The sequence below is a fragment of the Bradyrhizobium diazoefficiens genome (assembly GCF_016612535.1).
GTDB classification, from domain to species: domain Bacteria; phylum Pseudomonadota; class Alphaproteobacteria; order Rhizobiales; family Xanthobacteraceae; genus Bradyrhizobium; species Bradyrhizobium diazoefficiens_C.
In genome coordinates, this window is sequence record NZ_JAENXS010000002.1 from 1,883,046 (window position 1) to 1,909,671 (window position 26,626).

General features: G+C 63.6%; 23 protein-coding genes. 8 read left to right on the forward strand and 15 right to left on the reverse strand.

All coding sequences use genetic code 11. From position 1 onward, the window contains the following. Positions 1–203 precede the first annotated feature (203 nt). Together JJE66_RS25745 and rbsK are read left to right on the forward strand one after the other, a co-directional pair. Positions 204–1,097 carry a sugar kinase gene (locus JJE66_RS25745; protein WP_200517263.1) on the forward strand — a complete coding sequence of 298 codons (894 nt, stop codon included), beginning with the start codon at positions 204–206 and terminating at the stop codon, positions 1,095–1,097. 18 nt (positions 1,098–1,115) lie between these two features. Continuing rightward, entirely contained in the window at positions 1,116–2,033 is a 918-nt protein-coding gene (rbsK, locus tag JJE66_RS25750) for a ribokinase (RefSeq protein WP_200517264.1), read from the forward strand. On the opposite strand, the gene JJE66_RS25755 is transcribed toward rbsK, so the two are convergent. Beyond that, positions 2,034–3,266 (reverse strand): NAD(P)/FAD-dependent oxidoreductase, encoded by a 1,233-nt coding sequence (locus JJE66_RS25755; RefSeq protein WP_200517265.1) that lies wholly within the window; start codon positions 3,264–3,266, stop codon positions 2,034–2,036. A gap of 228 nt (positions 3,267–3,494) precedes the next feature. On the opposite strand from JJE66_RS25755, the gene JJE66_RS25760 reads away from it, so the two are divergent. Beyond that, the gene (locus tag JJE66_RS25760) at positions 3,495–4,289 is read left to right on the forward strand and encodes an enoyl-CoA hydratase/isomerase family protein (RefSeq protein ID WP_200517266.1); all 795 of its coding nucleotides are present in this window, start codon (positions 3,495–3,497) and stop codon (positions 4,287–4,289) included. Positions 4,290–4,298: 9 nt separating this feature from the next. On the opposite strand, the gene JJE66_RS25765 is transcribed toward JJE66_RS25760, so the two are convergent. The 4 genes from JJE66_RS25765 to JJE66_RS25780 form a co-directional block, all read right to left on the reverse strand. Further along, positions 4,299–5,639 (reverse strand): TRAP transporter large permease, encoded by a 1,341-nt coding sequence (locus tag JJE66_RS25765; protein ID WP_200517267.1) that lies wholly within the window; start codon positions 5,637–5,639, stop codon positions 4,299–4,301. After that, positions 5,636–6,214: a TRAP transporter small permease gene (locus JJE66_RS25770; protein ID WP_200517268.1), complete on the reverse strand. Its 579-nt coding sequence runs from the start codon at positions 6,212–6,214 to the stop codon at positions 5,636–5,638. The genes JJE66_RS25765 and JJE66_RS25770 overlap by 4 nt, the downstream gene beginning before the upstream one ends. Before the next feature lie 167 nt (positions 6,215–6,381). Then, positions 6,382–7,389, reverse strand: a complete 1,008-nt coding sequence (locus JJE66_RS25775; protein WP_200517269.1) for a TRAP transporter substrate-binding protein — start codon at positions 7,387–7,389, stop codon at positions 6,382–6,384. A 61-nt stretch (positions 7,390–7,450) separates the two neighbouring features. After that, entirely contained in the window at positions 7,451–9,169 is a 1,719-nt protein-coding gene (locus tag JJE66_RS25780) for an IlvD/Edd family dehydratase (protein ID WP_200517270.1), read from the reverse strand. A 174-nt stretch (positions 9,170–9,343) separates the two neighbouring features. On the opposite strand from JJE66_RS25780, the gene JJE66_RS25785 reads away from it, so the two are divergent. Together JJE66_RS25785 and JJE66_RS25790 are read left to right on the forward strand one after the other, a co-directional pair. Next, positions 9,344–10,027 (forward strand): GntR family transcriptional regulator, encoded by a 684-nt coding sequence (locus JJE66_RS25785; RefSeq protein WP_200517271.1) that lies wholly within the window; start codon positions 9,344–9,346, stop codon positions 10,025–10,027. Between the two features lie 238 nt (positions 10,028–10,265). After that, positions 10,266–11,195 carry a hypothetical protein gene (locus tag JJE66_RS25790; protein WP_200517272.1) on the forward strand — a complete coding sequence of 310 codons (930 nt, stop codon included), beginning with the start codon at positions 10,266–10,268 and terminating at the stop codon, positions 11,193–11,195. 105 nt (positions 11,196–11,300) lie between these two features. Here the strand turns inward: JJE66_RS25790 and JJE66_RS25795 are convergent, their stop codons facing one another. From JJE66_RS25795 to JJE66_RS25805, 3 genes are all read right to left on the reverse strand, one after another. Then, positions 11,301–11,714 carry a hypothetical protein gene (locus JJE66_RS25795; protein WP_200517273.1) on the reverse strand — a complete coding sequence of 138 codons (414 nt, stop codon included), beginning with the start codon at positions 11,712–11,714 and terminating at the stop codon, positions 11,301–11,303. A 155-nt stretch (positions 11,715–11,869) separates the two neighbouring features. Next, entirely contained in the window at positions 11,870–12,322 is a 453-nt protein-coding gene (locus JJE66_RS25800; protein WP_200517274.1) for a universal stress protein, read from the reverse strand. An 89-nt stretch (positions 12,323–12,411) separates the two neighbouring features. Beyond that, the gene (locus JJE66_RS25805) at positions 12,412–13,236 is read right to left on the reverse strand and encodes an NAD(P)-dependent oxidoreductase (protein ID WP_200517275.1); all 825 of its coding nucleotides are present in this window, start codon (positions 13,234–13,236) and stop codon (positions 12,412–12,414) included. Positions 13,237–13,326: 90 nt separating this feature from the next. Here JJE66_RS25805 and JJE66_RS25810 point away from each other — a divergent pair, with 90 nt between their 5' ends. After that, a complete protein-coding gene (locus JJE66_RS25810; RefSeq protein ID WP_200517276.1) occupies positions 13,327–14,295 on the forward strand; it encodes an SMP-30/gluconolactonase/LRE family protein in 969 nt (322 codons plus the stop codon). A 200-nt stretch (positions 14,296–14,495) separates the two neighbouring features. Here the strand turns inward: JJE66_RS25810 and JJE66_RS25815 are convergent, their stop codons facing one another. Together JJE66_RS25815 and JJE66_RS25820 are read right to left on the reverse strand one after the other, a co-directional pair. Continuing rightward, the gene (locus JJE66_RS25815) at positions 14,496–15,926 is read right to left on the reverse strand and encodes an aldehyde dehydrogenase family protein (protein ID WP_200517277.1); all 1,431 of its coding nucleotides are present in this window, start codon (positions 15,924–15,926) and stop codon (positions 14,496–14,498) included. Positions 15,927–16,231: 305 nt separating this feature from the next. Then, positions 16,232–18,595, reverse strand: a complete 2,364-nt coding sequence (locus JJE66_RS25820) for a transketolase (RefSeq protein WP_200517278.1) — start codon at positions 18,593–18,595, stop codon at positions 16,232–16,234. A 132-nt stretch (positions 18,596–18,727) separates the two neighbouring features. Here JJE66_RS25820 and JJE66_RS25825 point away from each other — a divergent pair, with 132 nt between their 5' ends. Both JJE66_RS25825 and ppk2 read left to right on the forward strand, forming a co-directional pair. Then, a complete protein-coding gene (locus JJE66_RS25825) occupies positions 18,728–19,189 on the forward strand; it encodes an Lrp/AsnC family transcriptional regulator (RefSeq protein WP_045010019.1) in 462 nt (153 codons plus the stop codon). A 98-nt stretch (positions 19,190–19,287) separates the two neighbouring features. Further along, positions 19,288–20,208, forward strand: coding sequence for a polyphosphate kinase 2 (gene ppk2, locus JJE66_RS25830; RefSeq protein WP_200517279.1), 921 nt, complete (start codon positions 19,288–19,290; stop codon positions 20,206–20,208). A 120-nt stretch (positions 20,209–20,328) separates the two neighbouring features. Here the strand turns inward: ppk2 and JJE66_RS25835 are convergent, their stop codons facing one another. The 5 genes from JJE66_RS25835 to JJE66_RS25855 all read right to left on the reverse strand — a co-directional run bounded on the left by JJE66_RS25835 (position 20,329) and on the right by JJE66_RS25855 (position 26,495). Beyond that, positions 20,329–21,408 carry a zinc-binding dehydrogenase gene (locus JJE66_RS25835; RefSeq protein WP_200517280.1) on the reverse strand — a complete coding sequence of 360 codons (1,080 nt, stop codon included), beginning with the start codon at positions 21,406–21,408 and terminating at the stop codon, positions 20,329–20,331. A 60-nt stretch (positions 21,409–21,468) separates the two neighbouring features. Then, positions 21,469–22,410 (reverse strand): DMT family transporter, encoded by a 942-nt coding sequence (locus JJE66_RS25840; RefSeq protein WP_200518771.1) that lies wholly within the window; start codon positions 22,408–22,410, stop codon positions 21,469–21,471. A 196-nt stretch (positions 22,411–22,606) separates the two neighbouring features. Continuing rightward, entirely contained in the window at positions 22,607–23,446 is an 840-nt protein-coding gene (locus JJE66_RS25845) for an aldo/keto reductase (protein ID WP_200517281.1), read from the reverse strand. Between the two features lie 19 nt (positions 23,447–23,465). Beyond that, a complete protein-coding gene (locus tag JJE66_RS25850) occupies positions 23,466–24,362 on the reverse strand; it encodes an SMP-30/gluconolactonase/LRE family protein (RefSeq protein ID WP_200517282.1) in 897 nt (298 codons plus the stop codon). A 159-nt stretch (positions 24,363–24,521) separates the two neighbouring features. Beyond that, positions 24,522–26,495 (reverse strand): methyl-accepting chemotaxis protein, encoded by a 1,974-nt coding sequence (locus JJE66_RS25855; RefSeq protein ID WP_200517283.1) that lies wholly within the window; start codon positions 26,493–26,495, stop codon positions 24,522–24,524. Positions 26,496–26,626: the final 131 nt, after the last annotated feature.

Below are 26,626 nucleotides of genomic sequence, written 5' to 3' on the forward strand. Positions count from 1 at the left end.
CCATTTTGTCGACTCGGAACAAGGCGGCCGAAAGACAGCGTTTGTCCGGGCTTGGCATTGTCTAGCGTTGGTCGTATTCCGGCCCCATGCCGACCTCAAGCGCTCGGAGCGGCGGTTTCGCGAATATTTTCAGCGTCCCCGACGCGGAACCGGTGTTAGAGTAAGCCCGCCGGCCGAACCACCAAGCGCATCACGGACAACCAATGCAGGCTCTCTTTATCGGACAGACCTATATCGACGTCGTCTTCATCACCGACCACATGCCCACCGGCGACGAGAAGCACGTGGCCTCGGACTACGCGGTGTCCTTCGGCGGCAACGCGGTTACGGCGGCTTTCTGCTGCGCCAAGCTCGGCATCGTTCCCGACCTGATTGCCACGGCGGCCAATGACTGGCTGGGTCGCATGTTCCAGGACATGTGCGCGAAATACGCGATCTCGCTGCATGGGCGAAAGGTGAACCAGTCGTCGCTGTCCTTCATCATGCCCAAGGACGGCAAACGCGCCATCGTCCGTTGCCGCGACGACGAGCACATCCATCCGTTCCCGATGCTCAATCTCGCCGGCTGCCGCGCGCTGCACATCGACGGCCACCAGCCCGATGCTGCGATCCACTACGCAAAAGTGTGCCGCGAGGCCGGCATTCTGACCTCGCTCGACGGCGGCGGCCTGCGCACCAACACGCATGAGCTGCTCGAATTCATCGACGTCGCGATCGTCGCCGAGCGACTGTGCGAGCAGATGGATCTCACGCCGGAGAAGATGCTCGACTATCTCAAGAGCCGAGGCTGCAAGATCGGCGGCATCACCATGGGTGAGAAGGGCCTGCTCTGGTACAACGAAACCGGCACGGTCGAGACTATGCCGGCGATGCCGATCCCGCGCGAGCGCGTGATCGACACCAATGGTGCCGGTGACGTCTTCCACGGCGCCTATGTCTACTCCTATCTGGCGCATCCCGGCAAAAGCTGGCGCGAGCATTTCGATTTCGCCCGCGCCGCCTCGACCTTCAAGATCCAGCGCCTCGGCAACGAGGCCGGCCTGCCGACCCTTGTGGACATCGCCAAGGTCAGGCACGAGTTCGAGGTCAGGGCGTAGGATTCATAAGGACAAGTCATGGGACGCGTCTTCGTCGCCGGCAGCATCAACATGGATGTGGTGGCGACGGCCGATCGCCACCCCAAGGTCGGCGAGACCGTCGCGGGTCAGCAGGTGCTGTATTTTCCGGGCGGCAAAGGCGCCAACCAGGCGGTGGCGGCGTCGCGGCTCGGCGCGAAGACCACGCTGATCGGGCGGCTCGGCAAGGATTCGTTCGGGACTGAGCTGAGGACGTTCCTTAACGCGCAGGGCATCGATCCCGGCTCCATCCGCGAGACGCCCGAGACGCATACCGGCACCGCGATCATCACGGTCGCAGCCTCCGACAACACCATCGTCGTGATTCCCGGCAGCAATGCGCTGGTCAGCGCGGACGACGTCGCGGACGTCCCGCTGGCGAAGGGTGACGTCGCCGTCAGCCAGTTCGAGATCCCGCTGCCGACGATTGCCGCGTTCTTTCAGCGTGCGCGGGCGGTTGGGGCGACGACGCTGCTCAACCCGGCTCCGGCGCAAAAAATGTCCGGCGAGCTGCTCGCGCTCGTCGACATCCTCGTGCTGAACGAGACCGAGCTCGGCTTCCTTGCAGGCACCGAGCTTTCCGACAGCGACGAGGCCGCCAAGATCGTCGCCGTCGCAAGACAGCTTCAGGCGCGGCCGGATCAGATCATCTGCATCACGCTAGGCAAACGCGGCGTGCTCGCGCTCGCCGGCAGCGAGGAATTCGCGGTGCAGGGACGCGTGGTGAAGGCGGTCGACACCACCGGCGCCGGCGATTGTTTCGTGGGCGCACTCACGGCGCAACTGGCCGATGGCGTCACGTTGCGCGCCGCCCTCGCCTTCGCCAACGCCGCCGCTTCGATCAGCGTGCAGCGCATGGGTGCCGGGCCGTCGATGCCGACGGCCGCGGAAGTGGCTGCGGTGCTCAGCGCGGGCTGATCACGACAGCGCGCTCTTCAGGTCGAAGCTCTCATCGGCGGCCTGCTCCGGCGTGATCGAGCGGTTCATGCCCTGCAACCTTCGGCCGAACATGTGATCGCCGGCACGGTTGATCGACTCGATGCCGAGCAGCTTGTCGCCCTTGTAGCAGAACGCCGAGAAGGCTTTCTTCGCGGGATCGCCACGCAGCACGACGCGGTCGTAGCCGGTGGTGAGGCCTGCGATCTGGAGCTTGTCGTCGCCCTGGTCGCTCCAGAACCAGGGATGGCCATCGTATGGTTTCCGATCCCCGGTGAGCCGCGCTGCAAGGCAGCGGGCGTGATCGGTGGCGTTCTGCACCGATTCCAGCCGCAACGAGCCGCCGAAGCGCGGGCTCGCGAACAGCGCGCAATCGCCGATCGCGGAGATGTTTAGATCGGCCGTCGAAAGATATTCGTCGACGATGATGCCGGCGGCGACCGGCAGCCCGGCTTCGGCCGCAAGCTCGATGTTCGGCAGCACGCCGACGCCGACCACAACGAGATCGGCGGGCAGATGTCGTCCGTCGCTCAAGGAGACGCCGGTGACGTTGCCGGTATCCTTGCCGCCTTGGGCCTCGATCGAGGTTGCCTGCACGCCGAGGTGAATGCGGATGCCGGCCTCGCGATGTCGCGCCTGGAAATACTCCGAGACCTCGGCGGTCACCGCGCGCGCCATCACGCGCGGGGCGAGCTCGAGCACGTCGACCTCGAGCCCCTTGATCCGCGCGGTCGCGGCGAATTCCAGGCCGATGAAGCCGGCGCCGATGACCACCACCCGTGCCTTCGACGGAATGATCGCGCGTAGCGCCTCGCTCTCGTCGAGGATGCGCAGATATTTCACGTCGGGCAGATTCGCATTCGGCAAATCAAGGAGTCGGTTGCGCGCGCCCGTCGCCAGCACGAGGTGGCCATAGGCAAGCGTCTCGCCGGAGGCGAGGAGCACCTTGCGCTCAGAGCGGTCGATCGACACGGCGCGGCCGGCGATCAGCTCGATCCTCTGGTCTTGGTAGAATTTCTCCGGCCGGAACATCAGGCTTTCCGGCCCGGCGGAGCCCTTGATGTAGGCCTTGGAGAGAGGCGGCCGCTGATAGGGCAGATGCGCCTCGTCATTGATCAGGCAGATGCGCTCGGCAAAGCCCGTCTGGCGCAGCGATGCCGCGACCTGGTAGCCGGCATGGCCGGCACCGACAATGATCACCGGACCATCCATCATTGGAACAGCCCACTTCTGGAGACACGAGCGTCACCCATGTCGTCTCCTCTCTTGCTGGTTTTGGCTTGCTCGCCCAAGAGGAGCCGGCGCTCGTGTCCGTCCCTAAACGAAGGCAGCCCCATTTGAGCCTATCGCTTCGGGCCGCGCAAGGGCGGCAGGCGGGGATTGTCACCCCTCGCCTTCTGCGATTTAGTGGCTCGCGACGAACTCATGCCGGGGATATCTCAGATGCCAGCTCCCGTTTCCCAACCCGATGATCCCGCTCTGCTGCGGATCGACGGCCCGATCGCAACCATCACGCTCAACCGCGCCGGCGCGTTCAACGCGATCAACCTCGCGATCGCGCAGAAGCTCGAGCAGCTCGCAACCTACATCGAAGGCGATGACGCCATCAGGGTCGTGGTGCTCGAGGGCGAAGGCCGCGCCTTCTCGGCGGGCGGCGATCTGCAGACGATTGGGGCTGCGGCCGAGGCCAACAATGTGACGCCGGTCGTAGGCCAACTCCTGAGGCACTATCATTCCTTCATCGAGATCATCCGGCGCATGCCGAAAATCTCGCTGTCGAGCGTGCACGGCTCGGCCGCCGGCGCGGGCATGGGGCTCGCTTTCGTCACCGATCTCTGCATCGCCGCGGACGACGCCAAATTCACCCCGGCCTATGCCAAGATCGGCGTGTCGCCGGATGGCGGCTCGACGGTCGGGATCGTCGGCACGGTTGGCTCCCGCCGCGCGCTGCAGATCTTCCTGGCCGAGGACAACTTTACGGCGCAGCAGGCGTATGAGTGGGGCTTGGTCGCCAAGACCGTTCCCGCGACCGAGCTGAAGGCGGCGACGCGACAACTCGCCGAGCGTCTGGCGCAGAATCCGCCGGCCGCGATCGCCGGTACCAAATCGCTGGTCTATGCGGCTGCCACCACGCCGATAAAACAGCAGCTCGATGCCGAGGAGCACAAGATCATCATGGCGATGAGCACGGAGGAATTCCGTGTCGCCGTGAAGAAGTTCACAAGCAAGGGCAAGTGATCTCGGAGCTCACTTGGGGCAGATGTAACCCGTCCCCGCCGGCGACTTGAAGCAGCCGACCGATTCCGGCAGCACTTTCTGCGGCAGCCACAGCACCACGCTCGGGAAATAAATCACGAATGCAATGGTGGCGAAGAACACGACATAGATCGGCAGCGCCGCGCGGAGCGCCTTGCCAAAGCTGACGCCGACGAATTTCGAGGCCATCAGCAGCACCAGCCCATAGGGTGGCGTGATCAGGCCGAAAGCGAGCGTCGCGATCAGCACCACGCCCATGTGGACGCCGTTGATGTCGCCCGCCTCCGTCAGCGTGTTGACCAGCGGCATGAAGATGATGATGGTCGGCACCGGCTCGATGAAATCGCCGACCACGGTGAACAGCAGCACCATCAGCAACATGATCAGATGCGGATCATTGCCGGCGATCGAGGTGATGATTTCGGCAATGTAGCTGGCGCCGCGGAGATAGGCGAGCATCCAGCCGAAGGCGTTGGCCGCGCCGATCGTGATCAGCGGCAGCGAGAAGATCAGGCCCGCGAGGCAGAAATCGTAAGGGATCTTCCGAAAATGCCCGCGGTTGAGCGCGGGGATCACGACCAGGATGATCCAGACCACGGCGACGACGCCGGCCTCCGTCGGCGTGAACCAGCCGGTCAGGATACCGCCGAGCAGGATCACCGGGATCATCAGCGGCAGGGCCGCATCGCCGGCCGCGAACACGATTTGCCGCAGCGGCGCGCGCGGCTTGCGCAGGCCGGACGGACCGAAGAAATAGCAATAGATCATCAGCCCGAAGCCGATCATCAGGCCCGGCACCACGCCCGCCATGAACAGGCCGGCGATCGAGACGTTGCCGACCGCGCCATAGACCACCGCAGTGATGCTCGGCGGCACCAGCGCCGCAATGGTCGAGGCCGACGCGATGATCGCGGCGATGAAGGCAGGCTCATAGCCCTCCCGCTTCATAGGACCGCCCAGCGCCCGGCTCATCACCGCGACGTCGGCCGTGGTCGAGCCCGACATCTCCGAAAAGAACATGCTGAAGACGACCACGACCTGCGACAGCCCGCCCCTGATATGCCCGACCAGTGACACCGAGAGATTCGCTATCCGCACCACCACGTTCGCCGAGCTCATGAGCTCGCCGACCAGCAGGAAGAACGGGATCGCCAGCAACGCCTCGGAATCGACGCCGTCAAAAATCTTCTGAATGATCGCGGCGAGCGAGACGTCGGACAGGATCGCGCCGATGAAGACGCCGGCCATCAGCGAGAATGGCACGGGCACGCCGAGATAGCCGAACGACAGGAAGCAGATCGACATCAACGCCAGGACAACCGGTGCGCTCACGGCTGCGCCCTCATTTGCGCTTCGGTGACGACGGGTGCAGCATCTTCGTCCGGCGGCTCGGGATGGTCAAAGCCATTGCGCAGGCCGTTGACGAGCTGCTCGATGGTGAACAGGCCGACCAGGATGCCGGAGAATGGAATGATGACGTAAAGCGAGGCGATCGGCGTGCCCGAGGGAAGGCGAAAGCTGCCGAAGCCGCGCAAATAATTCTGGTAGCCGTACCAGATCAGACAGAAGGCGACGCCGAGCACGATGAGACGGATGATGACCTCGACGACGATCCTGGGCGTGCCATGCATCGCCTCGGAGATCGCGGTGAGATAGAGATGGTCGTTGCGCCGGGTCGCCGCCGCCGTCCCGATGAAGATCGCGTAGATGAACAGCGTCGAGGTGACCTCCTGGAGCCACAGCCAGGGATGGCCGATGGTGCGGGTGACGATGTCGGCGGTGACCGACAGCGAGAAGCCGAAGCACAGCACGCCGCAGAGGATCATCAGCGTGAGCTCGAGCCAGTCGAGCCAGCGCCATTTGAGGTGACGCTGCCGTCTCAGAACGAGTTTATCGGCGATGGTCATCAATGTCGTCCCTGCCTAGTGCGCAATTGCGCACGGGGGGCCGGGACCCATAGCCCCAGGCCGTTGTGATGAAAGCGAGCTGACAGCCACCGTGCCCAAAGCTCCGCCGCGGAGTATGGATCCCGGCCTTCGCCGGGACGACTCGTGGAAGCAACTGTAGGTGCGACCTAATTGATCGACCGGATCAGGTTCTTGATCTTCTCGGCGTGCGGGCCAAGCTCCTTGGCGAGCTTGTCGAGATAAGGATCGGCGATCGCCGCAAAGCTCTTCTTGTCGACGTTGTCGACGATCTTGACGCCCAACTTCTTGAGCTTCTCCGCCGCCGCACGTTCGAGATCGAATGCCTTCGCCGGCTCCTTGGTGCTGACCTCGTTGGCCGCGGTCTGCACCCAGCCCTTCTGCTCGGCCGAAAGGCTCTGCCAGAGCTTGTCGGAGACGAACACCAGCGCGTTGTTGGCCTCGTGCTCGGTGATGTTCAGCACCGGCGCCACCTCGTAGTGCTTGTTGACGAGATAGACGTTGATGCTGTTCTCGGCGACGTCGACGACACCTGTTTGCAGCGAGGTGTAGACGCTGCCGAACGGCATGTGCACGGTCTGGGCACCATAGGCCGGGAACATGGTGTCCTCGGTCGCCGTCGCCTGCACGCGGACCTTCAGACCCTTGATGTCGCCGACATTATGGATCTCCTTCTTGGAGTACATGTGGCGAACGCCCTGCGAGCCCGTGCCGATGAGATGCAGCCCCTGCGTGGTCTCCTCGATCATGGTCTTGAGCGCTTCGAACACCTTCGGGTCAGCGAGACCTTTGACCACATGCTGTTCGTCGCGGAACAGATAGTGCAGCGACATCACGCCGGCCTGCGGCGAGATCGTCGCGGTGTTGGCCGAGGAGACGATGGAGAATTCGACGTCGCCGGCTTTCACGAGCTGCAGCACCTGCGGCTCCTGGCCCAGCTGCGCGCCGGGATACTGGTCGATGATCATGGTGCCCTTGCTCAACTCCTTGAGCTTGTCGGCAAAGAGGTCGCCGGCGATCGAATAGCCGGTGTTGCGGGGCTGATCATAGGCGAAGCGATAATGCTTCACCTCCTGGGCCCCGGCTCCCGTGACGAACAGCATGGCGGCCGCAGCCACCAAGCCGTGTAGGAATCCTGGCGTGGATCGTACCATCATCGTCTCCCCCTGTTTTAATCGCCGGGCGCTTGTGCGGTCTCGGCGCTCTTTCGAGTGGTTGTCAGCCCTTCTCAGTCTTTGGTCCAGTCCTCTGCATAAAGTCGAAGTCGCAGCCCTCGTCGGCCTGCATGATGGTCTCGTTGAATAGCCAGGCATAGCCTCGCCGCGCTTCATCCGGCGCCGCGGCCGGCGTCAACGCCGCGCGCCTGCGCTCCAGCTCGGCCGCGTCGACCAGCAGCTCGATGCTGCGCTTGGCAACATCCAGCTGAATCCTGTCGCCGTTCCTGACCAGCGCCAGCGGCCCGCCGACGGCGGATTCCGGCGTGATGTGCAGCACGATGGTGCCGAACGCAGTACCGCTCATGCGTGCGTCCGAAATGCGCACCATGTCCTTGGTGCCGCCCCGTGCGAGCTTCTTCGGGATCGGCAGGTAACCCGCCTCGGGCATGCCCGGCGCGCCCTTGGGGCCGGCATTGCGCAGCACCAGCACGTCGTCGGCGGTGACGTCGAGATCGGGGTCGTCCACGCGGAGCGTCATGTCCTCGACGGATTCGAACACCACTGCGCGCCCTGTATGCTGCAACAGTTTCGGGCTCGCAGCCGACTGCTTGATGACGGCACCGCGCGGCGCGAGGTTGCCGTGCAGGACGGCGAGACCGCCCTCCTTCTTGATCGGATTGTCGCGCGGACGGATCGCGTCCTGGCCGGGCACGTCCTCCGCATTGGCGACGACGTCGCGCAGCGTCTGCCCCGCAATCGTCTTCGCATCGAGATCGACGAGATTGCCGAGCTGCGCCAGAAGCTTCGGCACGCCACCGGCGTGATGGAAATGCTCCATGTAGTGCTCGCCGGACGGCTTGAGATCGACCAGCACCGGCACCTCGCGGCCAATCTGGTCGAACACCTCGAGGTCGAGCCGGTGCGGCGAGCGATGCGCCATCGCGGTCAGATGGATCAGCCCGTTGGTCGAGCCGCCGATCGCTTGCAGCACGACCTGCGCATTTCTGAACGAGGCCGGCGTCAGCACTTCGCTCGGCTTCGGCCCCTTGGTCTTGGCCATTTCGGCGGCAACGCGGCCGCTGGCCTCGGCGAGACGGAAGCGCTCGGCGTGGGGCGCCGGAATTGTCGCGCTCATTGGCAGCGACAGGCCCATGGCTTCGATCATACAGGCCATGGTCGAGGCCGTTCCCATCACCATGCAGGTGCCGACCGACGGCGCGAGACGGCCGTTCACCGCCTCGATCTCGACGTCGTCGATCTCGCCGGCGCGGTACTTGCCCCAGAGACGGCGGCAATCGGTGCAGGCGCCCAGCACCTCGCCCTTGTGATGTCCGACCACCATCGGTCCGACGGGAATGACCACGGTCGGCAAATCGGCGCTGATCGCAGCCATCACCTGCGCCGGAAGCGTCTTGTCGCAGCCGCCGATCACGATCACCGAATCCATCGGCTGGGCCCGGATCATCTCCTCGGTGTCCATCGCCATTAGATTGCGCAGATACATCGAGGTCGGATGCGCAAAGCTCTCGGCGATCGAGATCGTCGGGAACACGAACGGCATCGCGCCCGACAGCATCACGCCGCGCTTGGCGGCCTCGATGATCTGCGGGACGTTGCCGTGGCACGGATTGTAGTCGCTGTAAGTGTTGGTGATGCCGACGATCGGGCGCTCCAGCGCATCGTCGGAATAGCCCATGGCCTTGATGAACGCCTTGCGCAGGAACAGCGAGAAGCCGGCATCGCCGTAGCTGGTCAAACCCTTGCGCAAGCCACTCGTCATCATGCCACTCCAATCACCTTGCCATTGTGGTACAGCCTGCCCCCCGATTGTCAATAACGCAGGTGCTGAGGGCGATCGTTTCTGCCCGCGACACCTCTCGCAGACACAAATTATTGACAATCCGGCCCGTCCCTGCTCCACAGGGCGGACCGGCCTGAGCCGGAGGCTGAGGGCATGTCCGACATTCGCACCGCAGACGCCATGCCGGTCCGGCGCGACGATCCGGACGATGTCGTCGCACGGCTCGAGGAAGACATCATCTTCGGCCGGCTCCCGCCGGGCGCGCGCCTGACCGAGGATGCGCTGATGTCGCGCTACGGCACCTCGCGGCACTTCGTGCGGCAAGCGCTGGTGGACGCGGAGCGCCGGGGTATCGTCCGCCGCGAAAAGAATGTCGGCGCCACCGTGCGGTTCTATTCGGCCGAGGAAGTCCGGCAGATCTACGAGGTCCGGGAGATGCTGACGCGGCAGGCCGCCCTGATGATCCCCCTGCCCGTGCCGCAAGGCCTGACCGACGAGTTGACCGCCTTGCAACGAGACTATTGCGCGAAGGCCGACATCCGCGACCTGCGCGGCATCCACGAAGCCAACGACGCCTTCCACGTCGCGCTGTTCGCAGCCTGCGGCAACCCCTATCTGGTGCGCTCGCTCCAGGACTACATGAACCTGACGCTGCCGATGCGCGCCAAGAACCTCGCCGACCGCGACGGGCTCGCGCAATCGCGGCGCCAGCACGAGTTGATGATCGAGCTGTTGAAGGGCCGCGACAGCTGGGCGTTGGCACAGCTCTGCGTCGACCACATGCAATTCAGCAAGTCGGATTACCTGGCGCGGATTGCGGACGAGACAGAACGCTAGCGCCCACGCCGATCGGTCGTCACCGCAGCAGCAGTGCATCCGGATGGAACCAGCGCCGGCGACGGAACTCGGTGGAACTCATCCAATCAAGCCGCTAATCTGCTGGTAGAATCTTCTCAATTACTCAACCCATTAACCGGCTGTTAGAAGACACCATCGCAAATGGTCACAGAAACAAACAACAACCATACCGAAACAAACAACAACCATGCCGGGCTCCATTGCCCGGAGCCATCACATGAATGTACCCGGTCTCCTGATAGCAGTGGCCTTCGGCGGAGCATTTTTCGCCATTGAGTATGGGTTGTACTATCAGCCCGACATCCTCAACCCAGACGTTCTGATCAGCACGTTCTCCCCGGAACATAAGCGGGCCCGAGCAGCAGTCCGACATGCGCTGATCAATCCGGACTCTGCCAAGTTCGGCACATTACGTTCAGTCGAGGCTGACGCGGCGAGGTACGTCTGTGGCGCTGTCAATGCGATGGACAAGTCCGGCCGATCCGTCAACGCCGCGTTCGTCTTCACTGTGGCCGCTGATTTCGCCCGCATCGATGACGACGGACGGATCACACACTATCAATCCGGATACAGGCCCTGCCCTACCGGCGAGGACAACGTCGTGCAGCAGCGGCCGGCTGCGTCGCCCGGGCTGACGTCGGTCGTCAAGGCCGTTCAGAAGGTCGCCCCTGAAGGACTGCCTTCCGCTGCGTCCGTGCTGACGACGCCCGCGCTCTCGGCGGGCGGATCGTCGTCTGGTGGGACAATGGAGCAGCAGGTCCGCGAACTGGCCGCCCGGACCGTTCCGCCGGATGCTGCCACAAGGCAGCAGCCAAATCCGGCCGCCACGCGCGAGGTTGCCAAGGAGAGTGAGTGGCACGCTGAGCGGCCTCCCGCCGCGTGGCCCACGTTCCCTGCGAATCACCTGCTTGCGAAGCCAACCCGGAAACGAACCCCGTCCGAAGCGATGAAACTCGCGAAAGACGTGGAGGATCGCTGGAAGCAGGCGGAGTCGTCGAACGACATCTCAATGCGTCCTTCAGCGGAAGACATCAACGAGGCGTGCCGCGCACTGCTCACGATCGATTCAAAGGACGCCGAATATCCAAAGGCGTGGGCAGCTTTCACGCGGTTGCAAAAGATGAGTCGCGATATCTCCGCCGGTTGATTTCGCCAGCGACCTCGCTAATCCCACGGGAGATCCATCCGCCGCGTCTTGCAGGCAGCAGAATCAATGCCCCGGGCAGACGCGTTCGCTTGTCGCCAGACGCCGTCAGTACCGCCTCAGCAGGCCGCGATCCACGCTGGCATCGCCATAGTCGGTGCAAGCCCCTTTCGGGTCCTTGATCAAGTCCGCCCAGACACGCTTGAACGTTTTGCCGGCCGCGTCGGACACCTCAGCGCGGAATTTACCGGGATCGTAGCTCTCGCCATTACGGGCTTTGATGGCCGCGGAATAGGCGTCGATCATGGCCATCGCCACGTTGGGGCTGCCGAGAAGCCGGGTGCCGAGTTGAACGCCGCCGGCGCCATCGACCTCGTAGCCGACGCATCGTTGTTCGAGCACCATGGATGCGGTGACGAGCTGGTCGAGGAACGTGGCTTCGGCGTCGCTGAGCGTTGCGGCTCGCGACAGTCCTGACAGGATGGTCGCGAACATTGCGACGACCGACAATTTTATTCTCATTGTCGTGGCTCTCGCCGCCGCCCTTGAGCTTTGATCAGGGCACCGGTTGCTGGATTTCGATCGCACAGATCGAGAGCCAGACGATGTCCGGCGGGACGTTGATCTGAATCAACGGGCCGTCATGCCGGCCTCGTCCCTCACACCACCTACGTCCGCTAATGCACGACCAACACCGGGACGCTTCCGTCCACCAGGACTTCCGATGTTTGGCTCCCCAGAAACAGCTTCCTGAGGCCGCGGCGTCCGTGAGAGGCCATCACGATTAAATCGCAGCCCCTGGACTTTGCAGTTTCGATAATCGCAGTAGCCGGGTGAGCATTCGGAACGTGCAAGAGTTCTGCAGAAATCCCAATCTGCTCCGCCATGGCTTTGGCTTGATCGAGCACTCGACCCGCACGTTCCCTGCAGGCAGCGTCAAAGCTATCGACCTCCTGCTGCGAGGGAATCCATCCTGAATCGTGGCCGCCCCCGTAGTCGATCGGCAGCGGTTCCGTCACCGTGATGACGGTGACCTTGGCGTTCAGAGCCTTTGCCAAGGCGATCCCGTGCTCAAGGCCTTTTCTCGCAACGTCAGATCCATCCGTGCTCAAGAGAAGATTCGCATACATTCGAGGTCTCCCTTGCTCGTCGAAAATTTCCCTTGAGTTCGGTCCGAGCGGCCAAACAGACATTTGGCCGCCCCCAACACGCTCATGCCCTACCGCTTCTTCCAGTCGATGATCCGGCTCGTATCGCCGTCGAATTCCTTGCTGGCGAACGCGCCGCCCTGGAAGTGATCGCCGACCGGATCTGGCTTCAGCTTGGCCTGCTCGGCCATCGCGTGCGCCACGTGATCCTCGGAGCGCCCCGTGGGACGGTAGCCGAACTCGTAAGCGCGGTGGTTGTCCCACCAGGCGCGCTCGTTCAGCGACACGCCGTAGAACACCTCGAAATGAATGTCGGGATGCTCGAGCCCGATCCGGCAGAGCTGCACCAGATCCTCCGGCATCAGCCACATCGCGATGCGGCGGTGGTCCAGCGGCTTCTCGTCGCAATTGCCGATCCGGATGCAGGTGACCTTCAGCCCGTGCTTGTCGGCGTAGAGTGCGCCGACCGCCTCGCCGAACGCCTTGCTGACTCCGTAGCGTCCGTCCGGGCGCACGGTGACGTCGGTGCCGATCTTGCGGTGGCGCGGATAGAAGCCGACCGTGTGGTTCGAGGAAGCGAACACCACGCGCTTGACGCCCTTGCGGTAGGCGGCCTCGAACAGATTGTAGCCGCCGATGATGTTGGCCTGGAGGATGTCGTCCCAGGGGCCCTCGACCGAATAGCCGCCGAAATGGATGATGCCGTCGACGCCCTCGCATATCGCTTCGCACTGCGCCAGGTCGGACAGATCCGCGGCCTTGAACTGCTCGTTCGCCCCGAGATCGGCCGGCGGACGGATGTCGGAGAGCAGCAGATCCGGATAGATCGGCGGCAACAGTTTCCGCAGGCGCGTTCCGATCCCGCCCGAAGCTCCCGTCATCAAGATGCGCGGCATGTCTTTCCTCGTCTTTGGCGACCGATTTGCGGTCATAGGTCTCTAATGATAGCAGATTTGGGCAGAGGGAACGTAATAACGAGAATTCACATGCACGATGCATCGTCCCACGCTCAAGGCTGGCAGCCGGCGACCTATTACCCCGATCCGGCGATAAAAGCACTCGATCCCCGCTTCGAAAAATACTGGTTAAAACTCTCGGCCGTGGAGCGGCTGGCGACCGGCCTTCGCTGGGCCGAGGGCCCGGTCTGGTTCGGCGACGGGCGGTATCTGTTGTGCAGCGACATCCCGAACCAGCGCATCATCAAATGGGAGGAGGAGACCGGCGCGGTGTCGGTTTTCCGAAAGCCCTCCAATTTCGCCAATGGCAACACCCGCGACCGCCAGGGCCGGCTGGTCACCTGCGAGCACGGCGGCCGCCGCGTGACCCGCACCGAATATGACGGCGAGATCACCGTGCTGATGGATTCGTTCGACGGCAAACGGCTGAACTCGCCGAACGACATCGTGGTCAAGTCCGACGGCTCGATCTGGTTCACCGATCCGACCTTCGGCCTGCTTGGCAATTACGAGGGCTACAAGGCCGAGCCCGAGATCGATCCGAACGTCTACCGGCTCGATACCGTGAGCCGCAAGGCGACCATCGTCGCCGAAGGCGTGCTCGGCCCGAACGGGCTGTGCTTCTCGCCCGATGAGAAGATTCTGTATGTCGTGGAATCGCGCGGCGTGCCCAATCGAAAAATCCTCGCCTATGACGTCTCCGCGGACGGCACCACGATCTCCAACAAGCGCGTCCACATCGATGCAGGTCCCGGCACGCCGGACGGCATGCGCTGCGACATCGACGGCAATCTCTGGTGCGGCTGGGGCATGGGTGATCCCGAGCTCGACGGCGTCGTGGTGTTCGCGCCCGACGGCGTCATGATCGGCCGCATCGCGCTGCCCGAGCGCTGCGCCAATCTCTGCTTCGGCGGCGTCAAGCGCAACCGCCTGTTCATGGCGGCGAGCCAGTCGATCTACGCGCTGTATGTGAACACACAGGGCGCGGTGGGAGGATAGGTCTCGCCGCCGTCACGAGAATCGTAGGGTGGGTTAGCGAAGCGTAACCCACCGCTTCTCTCGCCGGCGAAGCAGACCTTGGTGGGTTACGCTTCGCTAACCCACCCTACAAGGCCTCGCATTGCCGCGACAGATTAGCGAAACAAAAAACGCCGGAGCGGTTTCCCGCTCCGGCGCTTCGTTTGTTCAGGCGCTAAAGCTTACGCCGCGTTGAAGCCGGCGACGGCCTTCACTTCGAGGAAATCCTCGAGGCCGTACTTGCCCCACTCGCGGCCGTTGCCCGACTGTTTGTAGCCGCCGAACGGCGCGCTGCGGTCGTTGGGCACGCCCTGGAGGTTGACGTTGCCGGCGCGGATCTGGCGACCGACGCGCTTGGCGTCCTCGACTGAACCACCCGTGACGTAGCCGGCGAGGCCATAAGGTGTGTCGTTGGCGATGTGTACGGCTTCGGCTTCGTCCTTGGCGCCGATGATGGTCAGCACCGGCCCGAAGATTTCTTCGCGCGCAATCGTCATGTCGGGGGTGACATCGGCGAAGATGGTCGGGCGGACATAGAAGCCCTTGTTGACGCCTTCGGGCAGGCCCGGGCCGCCGGCGACGAGCGTTGCGCCCTCGTCGATGCCCTTCTTGATCAGACCCTGGATCTTGTCCCACTGGCCGCGGTTGACGACCGGACCGATGGTGGTGCCTTCGGCGCGGGGATCACCGGCCTTGGTCTTGTCGGCGACCGCCTTCGCGATCCCTGCGACTTCCTTCATCTTCGACAGCGGCACGATCATGCGCGAGGGCGCGTTGCAGGACTGACCGGAGTTGTTGAACATGTGCATCACGCCGCCGGTCACCGCCTTCTGCAGGTCGGCGCCTTCGAGGATGACGTTCGGCGACTTGCCGCCGAGCTCCTGGCTGACGCGCTTCACGGTCGGCGCGGCGCGCTTGGCCACGTCGATGCCGGCGCGAGTCGAACCGGTGAAGGAGATCATGTCGATATCGGGATGCTCGCTCATGGCGGCGCCGACCTCGGGGCCGAGACCGTTGACGAGGTTGAACACGCCCTTCGGCACGCCGGCTTCATGGAGGATTTCCGCGAAGATCAGCGCCGAGGTCGGCGTGAACTCCGAGGGCTTCAGGATCATGGTGCAGCCGGCGGCAAGCGCGGGCGCGACCTTGCAGGCGATCTGGTTGAGCGGCCAGTTCCAGGGCGTGATCATGCCGACCACACCGACCGGCTCGCGCAACACCATGGCGGTGCCGACAGGCTCCTCGAAATGAAAGTTCTTGAGCACGTCGAGCGTGGTCATGAGGTGGCCGAGACCGGCGCCGGCCTGAAGCTTTTCGGCCATCGGCAGCGGCGCGCCCATTTCGTCGGAGACGGCGGCACCGATCTCCTTGAGGCGGCCCTTGTAGACCTCGATGACCTTCGTGAGCAGCGCGACGCGCTCGTCACGGCTGGTCTGGGAGAACGTTGCAAAGGCCCGCTTGGCGGCGGCGACAGCCTTGTCCACGTCGGCCTTGGAGCCCAGCGCAACCTCGTACATCGCCTCTTCCGTCGCCGGATTGACGACTGGGGTGGACTTCTTGACGGCGGGATCGACCCAGGCGCCGTCGATGTAGAATTGCATGCGATTGACCATCGTTAACCTCTTCTTGGGGCTTGGAGGGGGCGTTTCGGCAGGCATCCTTGCACGAAAGCGCCGGCAATTGAACCCGCCATATGCGGGTGCAGCGTTGCGGCAGACAGGAGGTATATGAGCCGATGGCGGCAGCGAGGCAAGGTCTGGCCTCACTCACGATGTCGTCCCGGCCTAGTGCGCAATTGCGCACGGGGCCGGGACCCATAACCACAGGGCGCAGTTGGTTTGCTCAGCCGGTTACCACCTGCGGCCCACAACAACCGCCGCGGCGTATGGGCCCCGGCGTTCGCCGGGGCGACGAGAATTTACACCGCCATCTTGCGATGGAGCACCGGCGCGCCGGTGGTGAGGCTTTCGGCCGCATCGATGATCGCATTCGCATCGATGCCGTAGTGCCGATAAAGGTCCGCGATGCTGCCGGTCTGGCCGAACTGCTCGACGCCGAGCGCCTCGACACGATGGCCGCGGACGCTGCCGAGCCAGCCGAGGGCTGCCGGATGGCCGTCGATCACGGTCACGATGCCGCAATCGCGGGTGAGCTCCGCCAGCAGTTTTTCGATGTGGCTGAGGTGTTGCACACCACGACGATCGCGGCGCAATTTTCGCGCGGCGGTCCACCCCGCATGCAGGCGGTCGGCCGAGGTAATCGCGAGCAGGCCGATGTCGCGGCGGCTCTCGCCGATGAAACCGGTCGCCTCGATTGCCTCAGGCGCGACCGCGCCGGTATAGGCGATCACGAGTTCGGCATTGGGCCCCGGCTTGCGAAGCCAATAGGCGCCGTCGGTGATGCCCTGCTGCAGTTCGGGCGTCATGATCCGTTGCGCCTGCTCGATGCTGCGCGTCGAGAGACGCAGATAGACGGAACCACCCTCGCCGGGATCGCGCTGCATGTGGTCAAAACCCCAGCCCATAATGACTGCGAGTTCGTCGACGAAGGCCGGCTCGAACGAGGCGAGCCCGTCCTGCGCCATGCCGATCAGCGGCGTCGCGAACGACTGGTGCGCGCCGCCTTCGGGCGCGAGCGTGATGCCTGACGGCGTCGCCGCCACCATGAAGCGCGCATCCTGGTAGCACGCATAGTTGAGTGCATCGAGGCCACGCTCGATGAAGGGATCGTAGAGCGTGCCGACCGGCAACAGCCGTTCGCCATTGATGTGGTGCGACAGGCCGAGTGCGGAGAGCATGATGAAGAGGTTCATCTCGGCGATGCCGAGCTCGAGGTGCTGGCCCTTGGGCGAGGCATCCCAGTTGAACGTGGATGGAATTTTCTCACTGCGGAATAAGTCCGCCTTCTCGGCACTGGCGAACAGGCCGCGCCGGTTCACCCAGGGTCCGAGATTGGTCGAGACGGTGACGTCGGGCGAGGTCGTCACAATGCGTTTCGCCAACTCATTGTCGCCGCGCGCGATCTCGTTCAGCACGAGGCCAAAGCCTTGTTGCGTGGACATCTGCGGCGACGGCTTGAATGCGAGCTGCGCAGGCACCTCGACGACGGGTGCGCTCAACCGGCGGCCATCCTTGTTGAACGGCACACGCGCGAGGAAGGCATCGAGCTCCGCGGCATCCTGCGCGAGGCCCTCGTACTTGTCCCATTCGTGGCCGGGGCGGATGTTCTGGCTCTCGCGATATGTCTCCATCTGCGCAACCGTCATCAGGCCGGCATGGTTGTCCTTGTGGCCCTGGAACGGCAGGCCGACGCCCTTGATGGTGTAGGCGATGAGGCAGACCGGGCGGTCGTGATCGATGGATTCGAACGCGTCCAGCATGCTCGCCATGTCGTGGCCGCCGAGATTCGACATCAGCGCCAGCAGTTCCTCGTCGCTGCGCTTGTCGATCAGCCTGGTGATCGGGCCCTGGTCGCCGATCTCGTCGTGCAGATGCTTGCGGAAGGCGGCGCCGCCCTGGAAGCACAGCGCGGCGTAGAGCGCATTCGGGCAATTGTCGATCCAGCGCTTCAAGGCTTCGCCGCCCGTTTCCGCAAACGCCTCACGCATCAGGCGGCCGTATTTCACGATCACCACGTCCCAGCCGAAATTACGGAACATGGTCTCGAACTTCTCCCAGAGGCCTTCGCGCACGACGGCATCGAGCGACTGGCGGTTATAGTCGACCACCCACCAGGTGTTGCGCAGGCCGTGCTTCCAGCCTTCGGCCAGCGCCTCGAAAATGTTGCCCTCGTCCATCTCGGCATCGCCGACCAGTGCGATCATCCGCCCCTCGCGGCGATCCTTCATCCAGCCATGCGCCTTGACGTAGTCCTGCACCAGCGAGGCGAACAGCGTCTGCGCGACGCCGAGGCCGACCGAGCCGGTCGAGAAATCGACGTCGTCGACGTCCTTGGTCCGCGAGGGATAAGACTGGGCGCCCTTGAAGCCGCGAAAGTTTTCGAGCTTCTCGCGGCTCTGCCGGCCGAACAGATACTGGATGGCGTGGAACACCGGACTCGCATGCGGTTTTACGGCGACGCGGTCCTCAGGTTTCAGCACCGAGAAATAGAGCGCCGACATGGTGGTGGCGAGCGAGGCGGAGGAAGCTTGATGGCCGCCGACCTTGAGGCCGTCCGCGTTGGCGCGGACATGGTTGGCATGGTGGATGGTCCACGATGACAGCCACAGCGCCTTGCGGGCCAGTGCGGTCAGGATTTCGAGGCGCGCGGAATCGACGGGCATGGCGATGCTCCGGGAAATAAGGCCCCGATCTTACCCCTACGGGCCCCACCAAACTTCTCAATTTTTCGCACCATACCTGCCGAATTGGGATAATTTCCCAATCTATCGCCACGAAATACAGGTTTCATCCCAATGCCTGAGCTCGACGCCATCGACCGCAAGATCCTCAGCTCTCTCCAGAACGACAGCCGGCTGACCATGCAGGAACTCGCCGACAAGGTCGGGCTCTCGGTCTCGCCCTGCCATCGCCGGGTCAAACTGCTGGAGGAGCGCGGCGTGATCTCGCGCTATATCGCGACCGTGGACCAGAAGGCGCTGGGGCTGCATGTCAGCGTCTTCATCTCGATCAAGCTGGCGCGGCAGAAGGAGGAGGACCTCAACCGTTTTGCGCGGGCGATCTCGAAATGGGACGAGGTGCTGGAATGCTATCTGATGACCGGCAACCGCGACTATCTCTTGCGCGTGGTGGCGGCCGACCTCGCCTCCTACGAGACCTTCCTGAAGACCAAGCTGACCCGGCTCGACGGCATCGCCTCGATCGAGTCGAGCTTTGCGCTCAGCCAGGTGAAATATTCGATCGCATTGCCGGTCTGACGGCGCCGCCAGACCGCCCGACCTCGACTGTCACATGGGCGCAATAAACCCCGTCAATGGTCGTGGGCGACAGGCATCCGAGCCCGCGAGAGAGACCCATGACCGCATCCGACCGTACCGCCCAAACCGCCAAGCGCGAGCGCATCATCCAGGAGATGGCCGACGATCTCGACGAGGAGCTGGAGATGGAGCTCGACGACGGCCGTCTCGACGAGCTGCTGGACGACACCGACGTTCTCAACCCGACCGTGGACCGCAAGATCTATTTCCGGGAGTTGCTGCGGCTCCAGGGCGAGCTGGTGAAGCTCCAGGACTGGGTGCAGAGCGAGAAGAAGAAGGTCGTGGTGCTGTTCGAGGGCCGCGACTCCGCCGGCAAGGGCGGCGTCATCAAGCGCATCACCCAGCGGCTCAATCCTCGCATCTGCCGCGTCGCGGCGCTCCCAGCCCCGAGCGAGCGCGAGCGCACGCAATGGTACTTCCAGCGCTACGTGTCCCACCTGCCGGCCGGTGGCGAAATGGTGCTGTTCGACCGCAGCTGGTACAACCGCGCCGGGGTCGAGCGCGTGATGGGCTTCTGCACCGACGAGCAGTACCAGGAGTTCTTCCAGACGGTGCCGGAGTTCGAGCGGATGCTGATCCGCTCCGGCATCATTCTGGTCAAGTACTGGTTTTCGATCACCGACGACACGCAGCAGTTCCGCTTCACCATGCGCATCCGGGACCCGCTGAAGCAGTGGAAGCTGAGCCCGATGGACGTCGAGGCCCGGAGCCGCTGGGAGCAATACACCAAGGCCAAGGAGACGATGCTGGAGCATACGCATCTCCCGGATTCGCCATGGTGGATCGTCGACGCCGTCGACAAGAAGCGCGCGCGGCTCAACTGTATTTCGCATCTGCTGAGCCAGATCCCCTATCAAGAGGTCGGCCATACACAGGTGGTGCTGCCGCCGCGCGTCCGCAATCCCGATTATCACCGCGGCCCAATCCCGCCGGAGATGTACGTGCCATCGAAGTATTGATCGCGGCGCCTGCTCTCGTAAGGTGGATTAATTAGCGAAGCGTAACCCACCAGCCTTCGCTTCCGCTGCAACAGACGGTGGTGGGTACGCCTTCGGCTAACCCACCCTACGATGCCAAAACTATCGCCACGGCTGCACGATGATCTTGGTGTGCGCCTCGGGATTGGCGAGATCGGCGAAGGCCTTTGCGACGCCGTCGATGCCCACTTCCGCCGTCACCATCGCCGCAGCATCCACCTGCCCTTCCGCGATCAGGCGCAGCGATGCCGCGAACTCTTCGGGCGTGTAGCCGAGCACGTACTGGACGTTGAGCTCCTTCATGATGCCGAGCATGGGCTCGCTCCTGTCGCTCTCCATGCAGACGCCGACCACGACGATCCTGGCATCGCGCGGCGCCCCCTCGAACACCTGCTGCAGCAGGCCGGGCACGCCGACGCATTCGAAGATGATCGCAGGCTTCAGCGCCGGCAGCATGGCCTGGAACGGCAGCCGCGCCGCCTTCTCCGCGTCGGACATCTGTGCGTGCTCGGCCCAGGTCGCATAAGGCTGCGACACTCTGGGGTCGACGACGATGTCGGCACCGAGCTGAGTTGCGAGCGCGCGGCGCGCCGGCGAATAGTCGGCGGCGACGATCGGATGTAGACCCTTGATCTTCAGCGCGGCGATGACCGCTAGTCCGACCGGACCGCAGCCGATCACCAGCGGCACTTCGCCGCCGCGGATGTTGGCTTTCGCCACGGCGTGAACGCCGACAGCGAGCGGCTCGGTCAGCGCGGCATGCTCAGGCGCAAGGCCGTTGGGCACTTCCAGCAGCAGCGGCTCGCTGAGCAGCATCTGCTCGGCATAACCGCCGACGAACTCGTTGGAATAGCCGATGCCCTTGATACCCTCCGCCGTCAGCAGCGCGGGCAGCGAGCAGACATGCGTGCCCGGCTTGAGCTTGCCCGTGGTGCCCGGGCCGTAATCGACGATCTCGCAGCAGAACTCGTGGCCGAACACGACATCGCGCGACAGATCCATCGGCGTGCGCCCGGTCTTCCTGGCCATCTCCACCATCCGGGGCGCATGCTGGCGCGCGTGGAGGTCGGAGCCGCAGATGCCGCAGGCGAGCGTCTTGACCAGGACCTGGCCGGGGCCCGGCTTCGGCTGGGCCATCCGATCGACAACAATCTCACCGTTCCTGAAAATCGCAGCGCGCATCCGGCTCCTCCCATGGTGTTGGAGCCGTTGATACCACGAAGTGGGACGCGTGATCTTGCGTCAGGGGTTCGGAGAACGCTCTTCCAGCACCAGCAGCTGAGCGCGACGGATGCGCTCGCGATGGGCGATGTAGAGACCGCTGGCGACGATGAACGCCGCACCCGTGACGGTCCAGACGTCCGGCAGTTCGCCGAAGATGAAGAAGCCCAAAATGCTGACCCACAGCAATTGCGTGTAGGAGAACGGCGCCAGCACCGAGGCGTCGCCGTAGCGATAGGCGAGTACGATGATCCACTGGCCGACGGTGGAGGCAACACCGATCACGATACCGAATCCGATCGCGGTCCAACTCGGCGTCACCCAGGCAAACGGCACCATCACGGTCATGATCACAACGCCCGTGATCGCGGAATAGGCCATCGTGGTGAGGACGGCCTCACGCCCGCTCATCATGCGCGTCATGATCAGCGCGGCGGCCCAGCAGAACGCCGAGACGATCGGGAAGAACGCCGCGACGTGGAACGCGGCCGAGCCCGGACGAATGATGATCATCACGCCCATCAGGCCGATCGCGGTCGCGATCCAGCGACGCATACCGACCTTCTCGCTCAGGAAGATGATCGACAGCGCGGTGACGAACAGCGGCGAGACGAAGCCGGTGGCGGACGCTTCTGCGATGGGGAGGTAGCTTACGCCGGTGATGAAGAACAGCGAGGAGCCGAGCAGCGCCGTCCCGCGCATGATTTGCAGGCCCAATCGCTCGGTCCGCATTGCATGAAGAGGCGAGCCCGGCAGCATCACCGGCAGGAACAGCACCGCAAACGTGACGAAGCGGATCCAGGTGATCTCGATCGACGGCAGGCTCGACGACAGATATTTCGAGGTGACGTCGGAGCAGCCGAGAAACACCGTCGACAGCAGCACCAGCGCGATGCCCTTGAAGGGATGATCGACGCGCGCAGGCGCGCGGCGCGTCTCCTGCTTCTTCTCCGGCATGGGCATGGGAATACTGTCGAGCCTTGCGGCTACGGCGGGCGGCGGTGTCACGGCTGGAACCTGGGAAATACGATTCGGGAACGGCTGTAAAAAACGACAAATGCGCCGCTTTCACAACTTCCGAAAACAGGAGGCCGATATGCACTGAGGTCGACGCGCGTCAACGCTTCATTAAGAATGCAATAAAGCGCGTTTTGCTGCACTACAGCATGGGCAGGCCACGCGGCTTCGGACCGCGCGGAAACGCTGCATCCAGCGCCGAAATCTCCTCTTTCGTCAGGACGAGATTGCCGGCCGCCGCATTTTTGCCGGCATGTTCGGCGGACGACGCCTTCGGGATCGCGAACACCGTAGTCGCACGGGTGAGGAAGCTCAGCGCGACCTGACGCGGCGTCGCGCGACGCGCCTCCGCGATGCGGCCCAGCACCGCGCCGCCTTGGCTACGCGCATCCGGAAAATCATCGTGGCCAAACGGCGAATAGGCGACGACTGCAACGCCGTGCTTCTCGCACCACGGGATCACCGCATGCTCGATCGCACGTTCCTTGAGATGATAGAGCACCTGATTGCAGGCGATCTTGCCTTCGCCCGAAACATCGAGAATGTCGTCGAGATCGTCGGTGTCGAAATTGGAGACGCCCCAGGATTTGATCTTGCCGGCCTTTACCAATTCTTCGAACGCGGTCACGGTGTCTTCCAGTGCATACGACCCACGCCAGTGCAACAGATAGCAATCGAGACGATCCGTCTTCAGCCGCTTCAGCGAGCGCTCACAAGCCGTGATGGTGCCGCGACGCGAGGCATTGCTCGGCAGTACCTTTGAAACGAGGAACACCTCGTCGCGCCGATCCGCGATCGCATCGGCAATGACGAGCTCCGCATCGCCATACATCTCGGCGGTGTCGATGTGGGTCATGCCGAGATCGAGCCCGCGCTGAAGCGCCGCGATCGCGCGCTTGCGATCGCCATGGTCGAGATACCAGGTGCCCTGCCCGATGACGGAGACGTCTGCGCCGGTCTTTCCGAAAGGATTTGTGTTCATGTCTGATCCTTCAGATACTCTACAGGCCACTGATGTCCGCGACCATGACGCTGCCCGTCGCCGACTCCGTGATATAGAGCCGATCCTTCTTCGCGCCACCGATCGCAACGTTGGTGCAATTGGGCCCCGCGCATGACTTGATCCGCGCGATCAATTCGCCGTTCGGTGCGAACACGAAGACGTGGCCGAGCGAGGCGTGGCCAACGAACAGCCGGCCGGCAGCATCCATGGTCATGCCATCAGGACCACTGGTGCCGAACAACGAGCAGAACCGGCCGACCTTCGACACGCTGCCGTCTCGCATGAATGGCAACCGCCACACCGCATTGTCGCGCGTCATCGCGACAAACAGCACGGACTCGGTCGGGTCGAGCACCAGGCCGTTCGGGCTGATGCCGGTGTCGATGAGGCAATCGAGCCGGCCGCCCGGCGTCAGACGATAAACCCGTCCGCTGGGATCGTGGAGGCCGGTCTGGCCCTGGTCGGTGAAAAAGATGTCGCCGTTGGAGCCGAGATGCAGATCGTTGCAGCCGCGGAACGATTCTGAATTGCGTGACGTCAGGATCGGCTTGACGCGGCCAGCCCTGACGTCGAGCTCCATGATGCCGTGCATGTAGTCGGCGACAAGGATGCGGCCGTCGGCCGCGATCTTCAATCCGTTCGGCCAGCCCTCATATTCGACGGCGAGCGACCACTCGCCACCAGGCGCAATGCGGAAGATGCGACCGAAGGGAATGTCGACGATGTAGAGATTGCCATCGCTGTCGAATGACGGCCCCTCGATGAAGCTGTCCGTCGGCACGCCCGGCCGGTTGGCGTCGGCCCAATCCGTCCGCACGCCATTGCGGCGGAATGTGTCGGGCATGGCGGAGAAGACTTTGGTTTCGATCAGGCGTGGCGGCGTTTCCAGGTACATTTTTGTTTGTTGTCGCTGTTGCTGAAGTGTAGCAGCATAGGCGACAATGTAGGGCGCGTCGACCGGCACGCTGGTTATGGCAGTCCGTTGCTATCGCCGCCATCGTCACTGTTTCGTTTCGCTCGCAATGACGGAGGAGGGAGCTAGCGCCCGACGCGACTAAGCCGCGCGAACGGTCGCCAGGAACTGCTCGACTTCGCTGCCCAACCGTTTGCTCTCGTCGAGGAGAGCGAGCGCCGCGCCATGCACCTGGCCGGCGGCGGCGCCGGTGTCGGATGCACCGCGCCTGACGTTCTCGACGCTGGTCGACACCTCGGATGCACCCTGCGCCGCCTGCTGAACGTCGCGCGCGATCGCCTGCGCGGCAGCGCCTTGTTCTTCGACTGCGGCTGCAATCGAGGACGCGATATCCGCCATGGATTCGATGGTACCGCCGATCTCTTTGATCGCGCCCACCGACTGCTTCGTGGCCGACTGGATCTGCGCGACCTGACGGCCGATCTCGTCCGTCGCTTTCGCGGTTTGACCGGCGAGCGCCTTCACCTCCGAGGCCACGACCGCAAAGCCCCGGCCCGCCTCGCCGGCACGCGCCGCCTCGATCGTCGCATTCAGCGCCAGCAAATTGGTCTGCCCGGCAACTGCCGAGATCATCCGCACGACCTCGTCGATGCGATCAGCCGTCTGCGAGAGCGCATCGATCTGGCTGTTGGTCCGGTTGGCCTGCTCGACAGCAGCGAGCGCAACCCGATGCGACTGCGCGACCCGACGGCCCACTTCGCCGACCGACGTGACCATCGCCTGGCATGCAGCGGCCGCCGACTGAACGCTCGCCGACGATTGCCCCGAAGCGGCGGCGACCGTCGCCGACAATGCGTTGGTTCCCTCTGCCGTATTGGTCAATCCATTTGCGGCGAGTTCGATTTCAGAGGACGAGGCGGTGACGGCATCGACGATATTGCCAACCGCCGCTTCGAAACGATCGGCGATGTCCAGCATCGCCTGCTTGCGCTGGACTTCCGCGTCGCGCTTGGCCTGCTCCCGGGCCTCGGACAATTGCCGGTTCTCAAGCAGCTTGTGGTGGAAGACGGAGAGCGAGGACGAGATCTTGCCGATCTCATCGCGGCGGTCGATCTGCTCGATCGGGCGGTCGAGATCGCCGCTCGCCAGATGCTCCATTGCCTGCACCATGCGGGTCAGCGGCGCCGTGAGCCTGCGCCCGAACCAGAATGCGATCGCAATCATAATGACGACGGTGACACCGATGGACCAGACCACGTAGCGCTGCACGACCCGAAGCTCGCTGCTGACGGCATCCAAACGCTTGCCGGCAGCGCCTCTGACGGCCTCGAGATTGGGCCGCAACCGGTCGTAGATCTGCGCCAGATCCTCAGCCTCTTCGTTCAGTGTGCTCTGACCAACCATGAAGGCGAAGAAACTGCCCTTGTAGCTGTCGATCAGCTTCCTGATCTCCGCCTTTGCGTCATCAGGCAGATCGGCTTTCGCAAGCTCGGGAAGAAATTCGCCGACGCGCTTGGTCAGCTCGTCCCCATATTTCTCCTCGCCGCGCAACATGAAATCCTTCTCATGCCGCCGCATCATCAGCATCAGAACGGCAAGCCGCGGCTGGTCGAATGTCTTGAGCTTGCTCTCGACCGAATGTACGGCCGTGCGCAGCTTGCCCTGCAATCCGTCATTCTCGTTGAAGCCGACGAGTTTCTGGGCCGCAACCACGTTGGAAAAGCGGGTGGCATAGCTGCTGATGACGGGGCGAAATGACAGCGCGTTGCGGAGCGGATCATCCTCGGGCAGCGCACCCGCAAGCTCCTCGACTGCGGTCAAATGGGCGGTCGCGGCTCGCAGCGTCTCATCATGCGTGGCCACCTTCTTGTCGGTCGGCTTCTGAAGAAATCCGGTGGCAATCTCGCGCCCCTGCAACAGGCTTTCGGACAGACGCGCCGTCTCGGATTCGAGCTTCGTGAAGCGGTCAGCAACCTTGTGGCTTCGATCCTCGATCTGTCGGCCGGCGAGATAGATCACGCCCACCATCAGCACGCCGGTGACACCGAGCAGGAGAACCTGCGTACGCAGGCCAAGATGAAACTTGCCCAGGCGAAATTGGAATCGGCCTGCCAACCGAAGTCTGCTCAACATGCGTTCCAGCCCCGACGAGTATCAATTCGTGAAAATTGATCCGTTCTAGCCGGAATTGCTTAATATTTTTGCAACCACCGGCCGGCGCGCGGCTCAAGCTCGATTCCGGCAAC